Source organism: Aestuariirhabdus haliotis (assembly GCF_023509475.1).
In the GTDB taxonomy this organism is placed as follows: domain Bacteria; phylum Pseudomonadota; class Gammaproteobacteria; order Pseudomonadales; family Aestuariirhabdaceae; genus Aestuariirhabdus; species Aestuariirhabdus haliotis.
Genome location: NZ_JAKSDZ010000001.1, coordinates 20,092 through 36,109, shown reverse-complemented (window position 1 = coordinate 36,109; position 16,018 = coordinate 20,092). Strand labels below are relative to the sequence as shown.

The following is a 16,018-nucleotide window of genomic DNA, read 5'->3' as shown; positions in this document are numbered from 1 at the left end:
ATCAGTCGAGTAGCGCCTCGACGGCGTCAACCACATCGCCGACCGTGCGCACATTCTTAAACTCTTCGGGTTGAATTTTTTTGCCGGTAAAATTTTGCAGGCGTACGACCAGGTCGACAGCGTCGATGCTGTCCAGGTCAAGATCCTGGTAGAGCTGTGCTGTTTCGGTAACCTGGTCTTGATCCAGTTCGAACAGCTCTACCATCGCTTTTTGCACTTCGCTGAATATGGCGGCGCGGTTTGACATGGGGTTTCCTCTAGATGTCTGTATGCTCAGTGGCCTTAGCCGGCTCATTGTAAGGCTAAGGCGTCGGTTTGCCCAAGGGATTCGGGCGTGGTAAATAATGGCTGATTAAGCTGCTCTTCCAGCGTACGGCTGAGGGTGCGGGCGGCAATCGCCAGCGAGGCGCTTTGCTCAATTAGCTGATCTGGATTAATTTTGTCACCGACCTCAATGCGGAAATGAGGCGTGCGGGGTGGTATACGGTACCAGGGGGTATTGCGGGTAAACACCGGCGGCACACAATGGATATGTACCAATCGTACCGGGCAACAGGTCCGAACGGCGATATTCGCCGCGCCCCGATTCAGGCGCACGGGTTGGCCCGGATCGGTTCGAGTGCCTTCGGGAAATACGATCAAGCGCTCTCCCGCATGCAGGCGCTGGCGGCACAACTCGATCATATCGGGGCCGGTGGAGTTGGGCAGATAATCGGCGGCACGCACCACGCCTTTCAGAAAAGGGTTGCTCCATAAGGCCTGTTTGACGATGCAATCGCAGTCGGCAACCTGAGAGCCTAACAGGACAAAATCGACCAGTGACGGGTGGTTGGCAATGATCAGGGTGCCCCGATCCTGGGTCAGCTTTTCGATCCCGATAAATTCCACCCGGAACACTCGAAGCCCGGTAACGATAGCGGTGAAGGTGCGGAAGGTGATGTTGATCAAACGTTTCACGCGCCGTTTACGTTGCTGATCATCCGGGCTGAACAGATTAATCGCCGGAAAGCATACCAGGGCCAGTATCAAGGCGCCGATACCGAACAGACTAAAGCCGATCGCGGTGCCCATCAGGCGCCAAAGCCAGTTGAGGGAGGAAACCATGACTAGGCGTCCCGCTCGCACACCAGCAAGCTGTGACCCCGGCCGAGGTTATCGTGCTGGCGGGTGACACGCAGACCGGCTTGCTCTATGAATCCAATCAGATCGGCCGCAGCGTACATACGGCTGTTGCCGTTGGCCATGGCGGTAAAATAGAGCGAGGTACAGTTCAGGCTCAGGGCCCCGGCTTCCTGCGGTTGTCGATCCCACAGGGTTTCCATAATAAACAGACGGCAATCGGTGCTCATGACCGCTTTGACCCGTTGCAGTATCGACAGAATTTGTTCGGGTGGGAAACAATCCAGGAACTGGCTCATCCAGATTGCATCGGCCCCGGAGGGTGGTAGCTGGTGCTCATCAAGCCAGTCGATAGGATACCCATCGATACGCTGGGCCTCCGGGTGCTCGGCGTTCTGTTCCCTCATCAATGCCAGCTGCTGTGGCAGATCGACCACGGTGACCTGAACCTCGGAGTTGGCCTGGACACAGGCCCGGGCCCACTTGCCGGTGTTGCCACCGATATCGAGCAGATGGCGTACCGGACGATCAAACACCAATGGCAGTGCCTGGGGGTAGGCATTATCGGAATAATAATGGTCAAAATTGAACCAGCTGCGACCGGCTTCCTCGGGCAGCGAGGAGAGTCCGGGATAGAGGGTGGGCCAGTCACCAAATACCTTGAGGCCTTCGGGTTTGCCGCTGCGGACCGAATCGGTTAATGCGGCGATGCCCTGATAGCAAAAGTCCTTGCTGAAATCGAGGTTGACGTTGGTCATGCGATCGTGGAGTACGAAGTGACCGGTTTTGCTCAATACATAATGGCCTTCACGATCCCAACTCAGGCCTATACTGAGACTGGCGTCGAGTAACACTTTGGCACCGTAGGCGGAGATATCACAGTGTTTGGCTACTTCTGCCGCGGTGGCACCCAGTTTCCGTGCTTGATCCAGGGTTGCCAGAATGCCCAAATCCCTCAATGCGACGGTGGCCTGGAAAATAATGGGAGCAAAAGCAATGCGCTGCGCATCGCTGATTGCTTGCAGGGCACTTTTGTCATCGGACTGGTAATAGTGGGTCATGGCATCGGATGGAGGCTGTGAGAGGGCGCGGATTATAGCTCCCTGAGGAGGGCTTGCGAAGGTTTCAACCTGACTTTTGACCCCTGATATGGCACCAGATCAATGCCGTTGGTAGAATCCTCCCCTTTTTGACTGGATATCGGTGGCTAAACTGAAGGTTTGCCGCCGAAGGTAGGTAACGTATGGGACGCAGAGTCCTGGTAACAGGCGCCAGTAAGGGCATTGGTCAGGCGATCGCGCAGCAGCTGGCGGCGGATGGTTTTCATGTCAGTGTGCACTATCATGCTGATCGGTCGGGGGCAGAAAACACCCTGGAGATGATCACACAAGCCGGTGGCACTGGTGAACTGTTGCAGTTCGATGTTAGTGATCGTGAGCGTTGCCGAACCCTGCTCGAACAGCAAATTGAAGCCCAGGGCGCCTGGTACGGTATTGTCTGCAACGCGGGCATCTGCGCCGATACGGCGTTTCCGGCGATGACCGATCAGCAATGGGATGGGGTGATTCGGACCAACCTCGATGGCTTCTATAATGTCCTGCACCCCTGTGTAATGCCCATGGTGCGTGCCCGCAGTGGCGGCCGAATCATTACCCTGTCGTCGGTCTCCGGCATGATTGGCAACCGGGGTCAGGTTAACTACAGTGCTGCCAAGGCCGGTATTATTGGTGCCACCAAATCCCTCGCACTGGAATTGGCCAAGCGTAAAATCACCGTGAATTGCATCGCCCCGGGGCTGATAGAAACCGATATGGTGTCAGAGGTGGAGGTCGATGAAGCGCTTAAATTTGTACCTGCACGTCGAATGGGCACCCCGGACGAGGTAGCAGGTCTCGCCAGTTACCTGATGTCTGATCGAGCTGGTTACATCACCCGTCAGGTGATGGCTATAAATGGTGGTATGGCCTGATGAAACGCGTCGTGGTTACGGGAATGTCGGGAGTGACTGCGCTGGGCAGTCACTGGAATGAGGTCGAAGCAGGCCTGCGGGGGCTGCAAAATCGGGTTCAGGTGATGCCCGAATGGGCCTGTTACCAGGGCCTTACCACGCGTCTGGGAGCTCCCATCGAAGATTTTACGGTGCCGGCTCATTACACTCGCAAGAAGCTGCGCAGCATGGGCCGTGTCGCCCGCCTTGCTGTGGTTGCTTCGGAAGCCGCGCTCGACGATGCTGGGCTGTTGCAACATCCGGTGCTGACGAATGGCCGTACGGGGGTTGCTTACGGTTCCTGCACCGGTAGTACGGAACCCTTCAAGGCCTTTGGTACCATGCTCAATGAGCACAGTACCCGCGGCGTCACAGCCAACTCCTATATCCAGATGATGTCCCATACAGCGGCCGTTAATCTGGCATTGTTTTTTGGCGCGACCGGACGGGTGATTCCGACCAGTAGCGCTTGCACGTCGGGCAGTCAGGGCATTGGTTATGCCTGGGAAGCGATTCGTCACGGCTACCAGACGGTAATGATCGCCGGTGGTGCCGAGGAGTTATGCCCAACCGAGGTGGCGGTATTCGATACCCTGTATGCCACCAGTGTACGCAACGATCAGCCCGAGCTGACTCCGCGTCCCTTCGATCAGGGTCGTGATGGTCTGGTGATTGGTGAAGGGGCGGGTACCCTTATCCTGGAGGAGCTGGAACATGCCCAGGCCCGTGGTGCGACCATTTATGCCGAGCTGGTTGGTTATGGCACCAATAATGACGCCCAACATGTTACCCAGCCGACAGCCGCCACCATGCAGGTAGCGATGGAATTGGCTCTGGAAAGTGCCGGTTTGCAGGCGGACGTCATCGACTACATCAGTGCCCATGGCACCGCAACGGATCGGGGGGATGTGGCGGAATCCCAGGCCACCGCGACCCTGTTTGGGAGTCAGACCCCGATCAGTTCATTGAAAAGTTACCTGGGTCATACTCTGGGGGCCTGCGGTGCGCTGGAATCCTGGATGGGAATCGAGATGATGAATCGAGGCTGGTTTGCGCCCACGATTAATTTACAAACCATCGACTCGGCCTGTGGTGAACTGGATTACCTTATGGGTGAAGGTCGTGACATCGATTGTCAGTACTTTATGAACAATAACTTTGCCTTTGGCGGTATCAATACCTCGCTGATTTTCAAGCGGTGGCCCTAGGGCACCTCTGAATTATTCACGGAGTAGTCTGAGTGTATCCGAATCAATCAGAATTGATCGGGTTCACCGGAATTCAAAAAGGCGTCGTAAGGACGCCTTTTTGAGTTTTGGACTGACATCGACAGGTTTTGGCCTTACCGAAATCGGTCGTTTGTCGAGATTACTCGTAAGTGCACAGATAGGCGGTATCCTTGGCGACCTTCAGTTGAAAGCTTTGGTTGGCCTCAACGATAAAGGCTTCCCCACTGGAGAAAGTCTGCCAATCGTTGCGGCTGGGCAGCTGAACGGTCAAGGCGCCGCTGATAACGGTCATGGTTTCTTTCTGGCTGGTACCAAACTCGTACTCTCCCGGGGCCATGACACCGACGGTTGATGGTAGCTTTTCGCCCTCGAAAGCGATGGAGGTGACGTTACCGTCGAAATATTGATTGGTCTGAAACATGGCGTGCCTCGCAGCTGCAAGTGGTTGGGTAAAGGGCTGCATAGTAGCGAATTTAGGGGTGGCGTTAAAATAATGGCAAGACAAAAAAGGTACATCTGTTGGTAAAAAAATTGTCATCTTGCTGGGCGACACTGTTCGGGATACGGCGGTTAACGTCGGTACCGACAAGTCCAACGGAGGATGCAGGGATGAAGCAGAAGACTATTCAGCGACAGCTTACCCAGGAAAAAGTACGTCAGTCAGAAGAGTTGCGCCGGGATGTGGAACGCTTTCTGGCCAATGGCGGCAGTGTTCAAGTGATTGAAAATGGAGCCAGCCATCGCAACCGTTACCCGATAGATCTCGAGTTTGAATCCTTCCACGTTTGAATGATCAGGATGGGTCAGTAACGACGGGCAGGCGGCTTAGGCCTTCCCGTCGTTGGTTGGTCTTAGCCGTCAGATTTTAAAGCGAGCCAGTGCCCGGGCCACCTCACTGGCCAGTGAGCGAATGGAGCCTGCTTCATTCTGGGCCTGTTCCGCGCCACTGCTGGTTTCGTGGGCAATATCACTGATACCCATAATATGACGATTAATCTCTTCTGAAACGGAAGACTGCTGCTCCGCGGCACTGGCAATCTGTGCCGACATGGAGGCGATTTCATTCATATTGCGCACCACTTCGGCCAGCTCATTCTTGGCCAGGTCGGCTTGCCCGGTGGCACCCTCGGCCATCTGCTTGGCCTCATCCATAATGCCAACGGCGCGTTGCGAATCGGTCTGCAATTTCTCAATGATGGTGCTGATTTCGGTGGTCGCTTCCTGAGTTCGTGAGGCCAGGCTGCGGACTTCATCGGCGACGACCGCAAATCCCCGTCCGGCTTCACCCGCCCGAGCCGCCTCGATCGAGGCGTTCAAGGCCAGCAAATTGGTTTGCCCGGAGATGCTGCTGATAACGGAGACCACTTCGTTGATGTTTTCACTTTGATCGCGCAGCTGGTGGATTATGCCGGTGGCATCGGTCATCTGCACGTTCAAGGTATCCATGGCGGCTTTGGTGCGTTCGACCTCCGCTTCGCCATTATGGGCCGATTCGCTGGCCTGTTCGGAGAATTGCGCGGTTTCGGCAATGTTCTTCGCGACGTCTTGTGCGGTGGCGGTCATTTGGTTCATTGCCGTGACCAGACTGTCGATAGCCCTCACTTGTTCCTGAGCGCCATTGGCGGAGGTATCGGCCAGTTGAGCGGAGGTGTCGGCGGAACTGTGCAGATGCTCCATCGGTTTCAGGATATTGGTGACCAGTTCGCGCAGACTGTCGATAAAATAGTTATAGGACTCGGTCAGCTCGCCCAGCTCATCTTTGCTGCTGGATTCCAGTTTGCGGGTCAGGTCTCCTTCGCCCTGGGCGATCTCCTTGATCGCTTCAACAATGGTCGTGATGGGGCGCATCTGAACCTGCACATAGACCAGTACCAGCGCCACCATAATAAGGATGGCGAGAATCAGGAAGATCAACCCCAGGGTCTGCATATTGGTCAGTTCGGAGAAAATTACCTCCTCAGGTACCATCATGATCAATGTCCAGCCGGTCTCACCCACGGCAGCTCTGATCACCAGCAAGGCTTCATCGTTGAGGGTGATGCGCTCCAGATCCGGGCTGGTGAGTTCATCATCGATGGTTTCGATGGGTTTCAGGAACAGCTCCTTGTTTTCGGCGGCAATAATTTGTCCGGAGCGATCGACCAGATAAGCTTGACCGCCACCGGGGACCTCCAGCGCATTGACGATCTCGTTCAGTTTGACCAGTGTCATATCACCGGCGGCTACGCCGGCAAACTTGCCATCCAGAATCAGCGGCAGGGTAACCGTTAACAACAGATCGCCGGTCTCAGCATCGCTATAGGGTTCGGAGACATCCAGGGTTTGCTTGCGCTTTGAGTCGATATACCAACCTCGTTCCCGTACCGGATAACTGTTGTTGGCTTTCTGGTCGGCTTCAAAGGCCTCATCGCTGAAATAGAAATCGCCATCTTCGAAACCCAGGTACACATCGAAGAAATCCTGGCCGGAGGTCGAGCCGCGCAGCAGGGCTCGGAACTGGGTCGCATCCTGGCCGACCATTTCGACCTGCTCTTTAACGGCGGCGACAGTATCCACCTTGCGCTGGAACCAGTTCTCCAGCTCGCTGGTCACCGACTGGCTGCGATAACCCAAATCGCCATCGATCAGTGTCGTGATGGCATTACCCGAGATGGTCCTCATTAACATATAGAGGCTTAACAATAAGATGGCGCTGATGGTCCCGGCGCCGAGGGCAAACTTGTATTTCAGGCTCAAAGATTTCATGAAGGGGAGCTCCAATACCGAGAGGCAATTCTATTAAGGTATAGCACATAGCCGTCCTGGCCGAGGCTTAGTCCGGACTCCGTTGACTTGGAGAATGGGGCTAAATCTCTTATGCTGCAGCAAGCTGCTCATCCAGGGAGGTGATGATGTTCAATATGCCGTTGATACGTTATATCGGCTCGAATCTGCCGAGCTTGAGCCTGCAGAATTTTTTTGCTTCAACGATCGTGATGACCGTACTGCTGGCATCGCCTCAGGTGTTCGCCGAAGCGTCGGATGACGCCGATGCTCGGGCCATTGTCCGCGCCGCACTCGACCACTGGCGTGGTAGCAGCTCCTTCTCCGAAATGACCATGACCATCGAGCGTAGCGATTGGACGCGTTCGCTATCCATGCGTGCCTGGACTCGAGGTGACAAACTCTCATTAGTACGAGTAACCGACCCCGCCCGGGATGCTGGCAATGGCACCTTACTACGGGGTAATGAGATGTGGACCTTTTCTCCCAAGGTGAATCGCATTATCAAGGTGCCTTCGGCGATGATGAATCAAAGTTGGATGGGATCGGATCTTTCCAATAAGGATATCTCACGTTCCAGCGATATCGTTGACCAGTACCAGCATCGTTTGCTGTCCGAGGAAACCATTGATGACCATCGGGTGTATCAAATCGAATCGATACCGCTGGAGGAAGCGGCTGTGGTCTGGGGGCGGGAAGTACTCAGGATTCGTGACGACTATGTCATGCTGGAGCACCAGTTTTGGGATCAGGACAACCTGCTGGTCAAAACCCTGTTAACCCTTGAGATCGATACCATGGACGGGCGTGCGGTGGCGGCACGTCAGCGTATGTCCAAAACCGAATCCCCTGAAGAGTGGACCGAGATTCAGGTGCAACGGATTCGCTACGATGTGGTTCTGGAGGAATATCTGTTTACCCGCTCCAACTTGCGCAATCCGCGTGAGACGGTCATACCATGAGCGTGCGAGCATGATCCTGCGGCTTGCCTGGCGCAATCTGTGGCGCCATCCGCGACGCACCTGGCTGACCTGTGGTGCCATGATCTTCTCCAACTTGCTATTGGTGTTCCTGATGACGCTTCAGTTCGCCATGTATCGCCTGATGATCGACAACACATTGGGGGCGGGAACGGGTCATATTCAGGTGCAGTCCGAGGGCTATCTGGACCGGGCCACGATGCGTAATACGCTGGCCAATATCCAGCAATTGTCTCAGCAGTTGCGCGAGACATTTCCCGAACTGGAAAGCGCTGCGCGAGCCGAAGCCTTTGCTCTGGTCTCCAGTGAGCAACGCTCCTATGGGGTGCAGGTGGTGGGTGTGGAGCCCGAACAGGAACCCCGGTTATCGAGTTTACCCGGACTGATGGTATCCGGGCGTTATCTGCAGGCTTCCGACCAGGACGCGGTAGTCATTGGTGCGGTACTGGCACGTAATCTTAAAGCGTCGGTCGGGGATGAGCTGACCTTTATCGGTAGTGGCCGGGATGGCTCCTTTGCCGCCATGGTGGTCAATATCGTCGGCGTATTCGAATCGGGTATTGCCGACATCGATCGCAATCTGGCGCAATTGCCCCTGAACAGTTTTGATAGCGCCTTTGCTATGGCGGGCAGTGGGCACCGAGTGGTGGTTCAGGTGCCTGAACTGGAGCAGGTGGACTATTGGCTGGACCGGATTCAAAGCGTCCCCGGCGGTTTGCCGAAGGGGGCTGCGGTGCTGGATTGGGATCAACTGCAACCCGGGCTGAAACAGGCGATTCAAGCCGATATGGCGTCGGCCTGGTTTATGTATGGCGTGCTGGTATTGCTGGTGGCTTTTGGGGTGCTTAACACGCAATTGATGTCGGTGCTGGAGCGAACCCGTGAGTTTGGCCTGGTCTTGGCCCTGGGCTTGCGCCCGACCCGATTGAGCCGGCTGGTGATGCTGGAATCGGCTCTGATGGCCTCAGTGGGTTTGGTTCTGGGAGTGGTTTTGGGGGTGCTGTTGATACTCTGGCTGGGCTATAGCGGGTTCAGTTACCCCGGCATGGACGAGATGGCCTCACGTTTCAACTTGCCGGCGCGGCTTTACCCTAACCTGTCGTTTGAAGGTGTACTGCTGGGGCCGGCGGTGGTCTTTGTCGCCAGCCTGATGGCCGCACTGTACCCGGCGGCGCGCTTGCTCCGGTTACAGCCGATCAGCGCCATGAGGGCCGTCTGATGCGGTTGGTAATGACCCTGGCCTGGCGCAATCTATGGCGTAACTACCGTCGCACAATGATCATGCTGGTAGCGATCGTACTGGGGGTATGGGCCATGATCTTTATGACCGCCCTACTCAGGGGCATGGTCGCCCAGATGCTGGATACCGGTATCGAAACCCTGGTCGATCATGTCCAGATTCAGCATTGGCAGTACCAGGACGATCCCAGTATCGACAATCGTATTCAGGCGCCCCGGGGGGCGCTGCTGCAGCGTTTGCAACAGAATGATATTCGCGCCTGGTCCACGCGCATCCGAGTGCCCGCCGTGGTGAGCAGCGAACGGGAATCACGGGGTATCAATCTGGTCGCGGTTGAGCCGCAGATGGAGGCTCAGCTGAGCTTTGCCGCCGACGCCGTTATTGAAGGCCGCTGGTTAGAGAGCGCCGGTGAAAACGGCGTAGTCATGGGGCAGGAGCTGGCGCGACAGCTGCAGACCCGCCTGGGCAAGCGGGTCGTGGTGATGAGCCAAAGCCCCGGTAATGAGATCGCGGATCGTGGTTTGCGCGTAGTGGGCATCTACCGTGCGACCCTGCAGGGGGTAGAGCAGCGTTATCTGTTTATGGGGCGCGAAACAGCCCAGCAACTGCTGGGGGTTGAGGGTCAGGTATCGGAGATTGCCCTGCAGCTGCAGGAGGCCGCCCGGGCCGATGTGGTTCGTGATCAGCTTCAGGCTTTATTACCCGAGGAGCAGTTGGCCCGTTCCTGGTCCGAGCTTGATACCTACCTGGCGACCATGCTCAAGGTGATGGATGGCTTTGTGCTGATCTGGATGCTGGTGGTGTTTTTGGCGCTCTCCTTCGGTCTGGTAAATACCCTGGTGATGGCACTGTTTGAACGAACCCGCGAACTGGGTTTGATGATGGCGCTTGGGTTGCGGCCCCGACTTATCCTTTTGCAGGTATTGCTGGAATCCTTGCTGTTACTGACCCTGGGATTATTGCTGGGTAACCTGCTGGCCATTGCCTGTATAGAGTGGATGGCCGACGGTATCGATATATCGATCGTCTCCCGGGGCATGGAGATGATGGGAGCGGGTAGCATGCTCTACCCACAGTTAAGAATCGGGGATCTGGTGCTGGCAAATGTGGTGGTGCTGATACTGGGTATCGTGGCCAGCTTATTACCCGCCTGGCGGGCGTCGCGCTTGCAGCCCCTGAAAGCGCTGGCGAGTCATTAAAGGGGGTGAGCGTGCGTAGAGCTTTAGATGATCCATTAACCCGGAAGATGAAAGGGCTCAGAAGGTGAGGCATGAAGGAAACTCTGAATAGATCGACCGCCGTCAGCTGTCGCGGATTATGCAAACGTTTTGCCCAGGGTGAGCACAGTGTTATGGGGCTGGATCGGGTCGACCTCGATGTTAAGCCTGGCGAGCTACTTTGTCTCAGTGGGCCTTCGGGTTCGGGCAAGACCACCCTGTTGAATGCGATTGGTGGACTCGACCGTGTGGATGAGGGGGATATTGAAATCTCGGATCGGCATCTTAGCTCTATGAGTTCCCGGCAACTCGCCGATATGAGGCTTAATCATATTGGCTTTGTATTTCAATCGTACAACCTGATTCCGGTGTTATCGGCGCGGGAGAATGTTGAATTTATTTTGCAATTACAAGGGCAGTCGGAAGCCCAGCGCCGCAAAGTTGCCATGCAAGTGTTACAAGAAGTGGGTTTGGCGGGCATGGCGGAACGACGCCCTGACCAGCTCTCGGGAGGCCAGCAGCAACGGGTTGCTGTGGCCAGGGCGATAGCCTCCAGGCCTCGTTTGGTGTTGGCCGATGAACCGACGGCGAATCTGGATTCACACACCGCCGAACAGTTGATGGACCTGTTCGTTAGCCTGAACAAAAACCATGGCACGACGTTTATTATTGCCACCCATGATCAACGTGTAATGGCCTATGCGAAACGGCAGATTATTATGCGGGATGGTAAAATTGTTGAAGACAAAACGCATTAACTCTCAAACAGACACTGCCTGACTTATGTTGCCAGCTTACCTGAAAAAAATCGTCTCGCAGGGCATTGTGTTATCGATATTGGGAGCTTGCCCGGTTGCCGCGATAGCGGCCGACTGGGGCGGCCATATCAAGTACCGGTATAGCACCGAGCAGTATTCCGACAGCAGCCTGTTTCGTCCGGCGTTTGGCCATAACAGTGAAGACCATGGCGCGGATTTTCGGCTGAAGTTCCATCAGCGCCAGGGTCAATGGTCCGTCGATGTGCATTACCAGCTACAGGCAAGGCACGGAGATAGCCTGGAGCTGCGCAACCGTTTTCCAACCCTGTCGCTGTTACCGGACAGTGCCCCCAATGATGACCGGCGTTTGATGCGTCTGACCCGAACCTTCCACGAAGATGATCGGGAAGTGCGTCTGCATCGCCTCGATCGTCTGAGCGTCGCCTGGCACAGCCCGCAATGGGTGGCCCGCATCGGGCGTCAGGCCATCAGCTGGGGCAACGGGCTGTTTTATACCCCCATGGATATTTTTAACCCCTTCGACCCGGCGGCCATCGACAAGGAATACAAAAATGGCGACGACATGTTCTACGGCCAATGGTTGAGTGCTACCGGCAGCGATCTGCAACTGGTTTGGGTGGTACGTCGTGATCCGTTGACCCAGCAGATTGAAAACGAGCAAGCTTCCCAGGCGTTGAAATATCACGGTTTCTTTTCTGACGGAGAAGGCGAAGTCGATCTGCTGCTGGCACAGCATTTCGATGACGACATACTGGGAGTCGGTTTGCTGCACAATATTGGCGAGGGTATCTGGCGAGGAGATCTCACCCTGAGCCGCAGTGAGAGTTCAACCGTTGTCAGCTTCGTCAACAGTCTCAGTTGGTCCTGGGTGGGTTGGGAGAAAAACATGAGCGCCATCCTGGAGTATTATTACAACGGCTTTGGTGAACTGGACAGCGAACCCTCCCTGGCATCGATCCAAAACAATGATCGACTGACCGAGCGTCTGGCTCGGGGTGAACTCTATACCCTGGGTCGTCATTACCTGGCGACCTCACTGACGGTTGAAGTCACCCCCCTGTTGCGCGTGACGCCCAATCTGTTTGCGGGCTTGCAGTCACCGTCGGCCCTGGCGCAGTTAGTGGTGGAATACGATGTGACGCAATCGATGCGCTTGTTGTCGGCACTGGAGATTCCGCTGGGACCCGATGGTAGCGAATTTGGTGGTATTCAGGTGCCGGGTGTTGGCACGAATGCATCCCGTTACCTGAGTCGTGACAGTCGTTTAACCCTGCAGTTAGGTTGGTATTTTTAATTGGATGGGCTGTGGCCGAGGCTATCAATCATCACACTACCGAGAAGCCCGAGTCTTGCTATACTGCGCTCATACGATGAGCCCTATTATTTAAGGAAGCGATAATGAAGATGTTACAGAAAGTTGGCGTGTTGCTCTGTCTGCTGGTACTGGCGGGCTGTGCCTCAAAAGCCACCTGGGAAGGCATGAACGAAGACGATATCTCAAGCTGGAAGTCTGCAGGATTCAGTGCCGAAGCCGCCCAGATGTGGGGTGAGTACAAATTCAATGCGACCGAGGCCGCGGCCTGGCGCGACCAGGGCTTTGAGGCCAGAGACGCCGCCAGGTGGGCCGAAGAGAAATTTACGGCCGAGCAGGCCGGGAGCTGGAAACAGGGTGACTTTGATCTCGACGATGCCATCGACAATCGGGCCAAGGGACTGAGCCCTATCAAGACTCAGTAACCCGCTCGAAGACTGGGTTAAATAGCTCGCTGTTTCAGCGGGCTATTTTTTTGTCAGCGCAGTGCCTTCAAACGCAATGCCTGGCCAACCATCGCGCATAAAACGACGGATATTGCCATGGTCTTCGCCCTGCGGATTTTCAAGTACATCGACGCGGTAGTAATCACCGAAACAGGCCAGGGTTTGTGCCTCAGTCAGTTGATTAAGTCGGGCGAATGCAAAGATGCGGCAGGAGCCTTCGTTGGTGCCAGCGGCATTGGACAGGGCGTCGCTACCCAGCCCGTTGCTAAATGCTGTGGGTTGATACTCATAATCGCGTTCGATCTGATCCTGAACCTCTTTGAAACTGACCGTTTGGGGGGCCGTTCGTAGCTTCTCCAGTAAATCCTGCATGCTTGCTCCTGTGGCAATGAGTGATGGTTCATCCCGATGGACGATGTTGGCGAGTCACCATAACGGCAAAGGAGCGCAAAGGCTACGGGAGAAGCAATGCCAGGAAAAGAGGGGTTGTGGCATCGACTTCCATAAGCTGGAAAATCAACCGTCTGCCCAACCCCTCCAATAGAATAAAATGCGACCTAGGAGGATTGTATTTCGATGTTACGGCGCTGCTCATCCTCTTCCGCCAGTTTGGCGATGCTCAGTGTGAGTACGCCTTTATCGACGTTCGCATTCAACCGTTTTGGATCCGCATCGGAAGGTAGGGTTAACACCCGCTGGAAAGATCCATAACTGCGCTCGATGCAATGATAGTTGTCTTTCTCTTCGTTTTTTTCCTGCTTCTTTTCTCCCTTGATGGTGAGCAGATTGCCATCGAGTTCGATTTTTAAATCATCCTTGTCCACACCCGCAACTTCTACCGTAATGTTGTAGACTTCGGGCGTTTCATTGATATCGAGGTTGGGTTTTAACATCACATCTTTCAGCTCGGGAAAGGCACGCTCTTCAAAGGGGCTTAAACCAAAGCCAGCAAAAGCGTTGCCAAACAGGCGATCCATTTCGTGATGCAGTTGAGTTAATGGATGCTGGGGTACCTGGCGCTGAACCGGCACGGAGTTGGGCTGTTCGTTACTGAACCAGTTCCAGGGTAATGCTTGTTGCCATTTCATGACGGCCTCCTTTTCGTGAAAAATTTATAGAGACTGCATTAATTAATATGATTTTAGTCGCCAAAAAATCAAGCCATCGACGCGATAAAAAAGATCAAATTCTGATCGATGTCAAAGGTTGATATGTGAATGAAAAGGTTAAAACCCGGTGGGTTATCGATGTGCGTTTGATATGACGTTGAGGCATTAACGCCAGCCCTCTGAGGTTTGCATCCCCCGGATTGTTAGGGCACCTCTGAACAATTCGAATCGCTCTCTGCGGAGCCTGAAAACCGCTTTTATCAAGGCGAAGCTCGCCATTCATGTCCAGACCTGGATAAGAGCTTCAACACAGAGAACATTCACATTATTCAGAGGTGCCCTAGTAAGCGTGTTAAGGTTAGCTGAGGTTGAAGAAGGAGCTATCGTGAAGGAAACCCAAGAGATCGAACAGTGGTTACAAGACAGTCTGGCTGACTTTCGGATCGACTCGAAGGAGAAGCAGGAGTTGCGACTTATACTCGGGCAGCTTGATATCGAACAGAGTCACTTTGTCCGCAATCGGGCCTTCGATCTTGCCCAGCAGGCGTTGCCTTCGGGTGATAAGGCTGGCCGCAGCGTGTTGCGCTGGTTGCGTTCGATTATGCGCATTCTGGACAACAGCCACAGCCACCGGGGCGGAGCCGCCGAAGTCTATTTCAGTCCCGGCGAGGACTGTCGACGGAAACTGATCGAGTTGATTCAGGGGGCTCAGCACAGTCTCGATATCTGCGTATTCACCATCTCCGATGATCGCATCAGCGAAGCGATTCTGGCGGCGCAACGGCGTAAAATTGCCCTGCGCATTATTACCGATGACGACAAGAGTTTTGATCGGGGCAGCGATATCGATCGCTTGCGTGACAGGGGGGTGGCCCTGCGCATGGATGATGAGCCCAGTCATATGCATAATAAGTTTGCCCTGATCGATCGCAAGATTCTGGTCAACGGCAGCTTCAACTGGACGCGCAGTGCCTCGGATAAAAATCAGGAGAATATCCTGGTCACCGATGACCCGGCATTGGTTGTACCCTATATGAGCCAGTTTGAACTCCTGTGGCGCCAATACGGACCCAAGCATGCCGATCCCGAGCAGATTCGTACCCTGATCAAAACCCATAAGACGCCGGCGAACTAATTGCAGAATGAACGAAACCAACCCGCTACCGATTCTCTATTCCTTTCGCCGTTGTCCCTATGCCATGCGGGCCCGGTTGGCGCTCTGGGTCAGTGGCACCAGCGTCGAGCTGCGCGAAGTGGTGTTGCGCAATAAGCCAGTAGAGTTGCTGGCCATCTCGCCCAAGGCCACGGTCCCCGTGTTGCAACTGCCCGAGGGTCATGTGATCGAACAGAGTCTGGAGATTATGCAGTGGGCGCTGGCCCAGAGCGATCCAGGGCTTTGGTTGCCGGAACGGACACAACAGGACCGGGTACAGGCACTGGTCGAACATAACGACAACGACTTTAAATATTGGCTCGATCGCTATAAATACGCCGACCGTTACCCTGAACGCAGTGAACAGGATTACCGGCGTGAGGGAGAGCGTACACTAGAACACCTGGATACTTTGCTGCGCCAACAGCCGGCCTTGTCGGGCGATGCCTGGGGGCTGGCAGACTGGGCCATCTTGCCCTTTATTCGTCAGTTCGCCCATGTAGACCGTGAATGGTTTTATCAGTCTCCCTATCCAGCGCTGGTAGCATGGCTCGACAGGGGGCTGGAATCCTCGGAATTTGGCGCGGTGATGGGCAAGTACGCGCCCTGGCGGCCAGAAGACGCTATTGTCATGTTTGGTTCTAATGTGGCTGCGAACCCTATTCCCTGACGGCCTGCAAGGGA

The 16,018-nt window shown here is 55.0% G+C and carries 18 protein-coding genes; 11 read left to right on the top strand and 7 right to left on the bottom strand.

Annotation, left to right across the window (positions count from 1 at the left end; all coding sequences use genetic code 11):
• Position 1: 1 nt before the first annotated feature.
• From MIB40_RS00175 to MIB40_RS00165, 3 genes are read right to left on the bottom strand one after another with little or no spacing between them, the layout of a single operon-like run.
• Entirely contained in the window at positions 2-247 is a 246-nt protein-coding gene (locus tag MIB40_RS00175; RefSeq protein WP_249689491.1) for an acyl carrier protein, read from the bottom strand.
• A 44-nt stretch (positions 248-291) separates the two neighbouring features.
• Positions 292-1,104, bottom strand: coding sequence for a lysophospholipid acyltransferase family protein (locus MIB40_RS00170; protein WP_249689488.1), 813 nt, complete (start codon positions 1,102-1,104; stop codon positions 292-294).
• 2 nt (positions 1,105-1,106) lie between these two features.
• Positions 1,107-2,180, bottom strand: coding sequence for a methyltransferase (locus tag MIB40_RS00165; RefSeq protein WP_249689486.1), 1,074 nt, complete (start codon positions 2,178-2,180; stop codon positions 1,107-1,109).
• Between the two features lie 182 nt (positions 2,181-2,362).
• On the opposite strand from MIB40_RS00165, the gene MIB40_RS00160 reads away from it, so the two are divergent.
• Complete coding sequence (locus MIB40_RS00160; RefSeq protein WP_249689484.1) at positions 2,363-3,088, top strand: 3-ketoacyl-ACP reductase FabG2; 726 nt, start codon at positions 2,363-2,365, stop codon at positions 3,086-3,088.
• Positions 3,088-4,314, top strand: a complete 1,227-nt coding sequence (locus tag MIB40_RS00155) for a beta-ketoacyl-ACP synthase (protein WP_319941596.1) — start codon at positions 3,088-3,090, stop codon at positions 4,312-4,314. The genes MIB40_RS00160 and MIB40_RS00155 overlap by 1 nt, the downstream gene beginning before the upstream one ends.
• Positions 4,315-4,474: 160 nt before the next feature.
• On the opposite strand, the gene ppnP is transcribed toward MIB40_RS00155, so the two are convergent.
• A complete protein-coding gene (gene ppnP / locus MIB40_RS00150) occupies positions 4,475-4,756 on the bottom strand; it encodes a pyrimidine/purine nucleoside phosphorylase (RefSeq protein ID WP_249689482.1) in 282 nt (93 codons plus the stop codon).
• Between the two features lie 188 nt (positions 4,757-4,944).
• Here ppnP and MIB40_RS00145 point away from each other — a divergent pair, with 188 nt between their 5' ends.
• The gene (locus MIB40_RS00145; RefSeq protein WP_249689480.1) at positions 4,945-5,124 is read left to right on the top strand and encodes a hypothetical protein; all 180 of its coding nucleotides are present in this window, start codon (positions 4,945-4,947) and stop codon (positions 5,122-5,124) included.
• A gap of 69 nt (positions 5,125-5,193) precedes the next feature.
• Here MIB40_RS00145 and MIB40_RS00140 read toward each other — a convergent pair whose 3' ends face one another.
• Positions 5,194-7,080: a methyl-accepting chemotaxis protein gene (locus MIB40_RS00140; protein ID WP_249689478.1), complete on the bottom strand. Its 1,887-nt coding sequence runs from the start codon at positions 7,078-7,080 to the stop codon at positions 5,194-5,196.
• A 155-nt stretch (positions 7,081-7,235) separates the two neighbouring features.
• Here MIB40_RS00140 and MIB40_RS00135 point away from each other — a divergent pair, with 155 nt between their 5' ends.
• The 6 genes from MIB40_RS00135 to MIB40_RS00110 all read left to right on the top strand — a co-directional run bounded on the left by MIB40_RS00135 (position 7,236) and on the right by MIB40_RS00110 (position 13,051).
• On the top strand, positions 7,236-8,060 hold the full coding sequence (locus tag MIB40_RS00135) for an outer membrane lipoprotein-sorting protein (protein WP_249689477.1): 825 nt from the start codon (positions 7,236-7,238) through the stop codon (positions 8,058-8,060).
• Positions 8,061-8,070: 10 nt separating this feature from the next.
• A complete protein-coding gene (locus MIB40_RS00130; RefSeq protein ID WP_249689475.1) occupies positions 8,071-9,297 on the top strand; it encodes an ABC transporter permease in 1,227 nt (408 codons plus the stop codon).
• Positions 9,297-10,517 carry an ABC transporter permease gene (locus MIB40_RS00125; protein WP_249689473.1) on the top strand — a complete coding sequence of 407 codons (1,221 nt, stop codon included), beginning with the start codon at positions 9,297-9,299 and terminating at the stop codon, positions 10,515-10,517. The genes MIB40_RS00130 and MIB40_RS00125 overlap by 1 nt, the downstream gene beginning before the upstream one ends.
• A 71-nt stretch (positions 10,518-10,588) precedes the next feature.
• Positions 10,589-11,293 (top strand): ABC transporter ATP-binding protein, encoded by a 705-nt coding sequence (locus MIB40_RS00120; RefSeq protein WP_249689471.1) that lies wholly within the window; start codon positions 10,589-10,591, stop codon positions 11,291-11,293.
• A 25-nt stretch (positions 11,294-11,318) separates the two neighbouring features.
• Positions 11,319-12,608 carry a hypothetical protein gene (locus tag MIB40_RS00115; RefSeq protein WP_249689470.1) on the top strand — a complete coding sequence of 430 codons (1,290 nt, stop codon included), beginning with the start codon at positions 11,319-11,321 and terminating at the stop codon, positions 12,606-12,608.
• Between the two features lie 104 nt (positions 12,609-12,712).
• Positions 12,713-13,051, top strand: coding sequence for a hypothetical protein (locus tag MIB40_RS00110; protein WP_249689468.1), 339 nt, complete (start codon positions 12,713-12,715; stop codon positions 13,049-13,051).
• A gap of 42 nt (positions 13,052-13,093) precedes the next feature.
• Here MIB40_RS00110 and MIB40_RS00105 read toward each other — a convergent pair whose 3' ends face one another.
• Positions 13,094-13,444, bottom strand: coding sequence for a HopJ type III effector protein (locus MIB40_RS00105; protein ID WP_249689467.1), 351 nt, complete (start codon positions 13,442-13,444; stop codon positions 13,094-13,096).
• Positions 13,445-13,629: 185 nt separating this feature from the next.
• The gene (locus MIB40_RS00100; protein ID WP_249689465.1) at positions 13,630-14,160 is read right to left on the bottom strand and encodes an Hsp20/alpha crystallin family protein; all 531 of its coding nucleotides are present in this window, start codon (positions 14,158-14,160) and stop codon (positions 13,630-13,632) included.
• A gap of 406 nt (positions 14,161-14,566) precedes the next feature.
• Between MIB40_RS00100 and MIB40_RS00095 the strand changes: the two genes are divergently transcribed.
• Both MIB40_RS00095 and MIB40_RS00090 read left to right on the top strand, forming a co-directional pair.
• The gene (locus MIB40_RS00095) at positions 14,567-15,316 is read left to right on the top strand and encodes a phospholipase D-like domain-containing protein (protein ID WP_249689463.1); all 750 of its coding nucleotides are present in this window, start codon (positions 14,567-14,569) and stop codon (positions 15,314-15,316) included.
• Positions 15,317-15,323: 7 nt separating this feature from the next.
• Positions 15,324-16,004, top strand: coding sequence for a glutathione S-transferase (locus MIB40_RS00090; protein WP_249689461.1), 681 nt, complete (start codon positions 15,324-15,326; stop codon positions 16,002-16,004).
• The last annotated feature ends 14 nt before the right edge of the window (positions 16,005-16,018 follow it).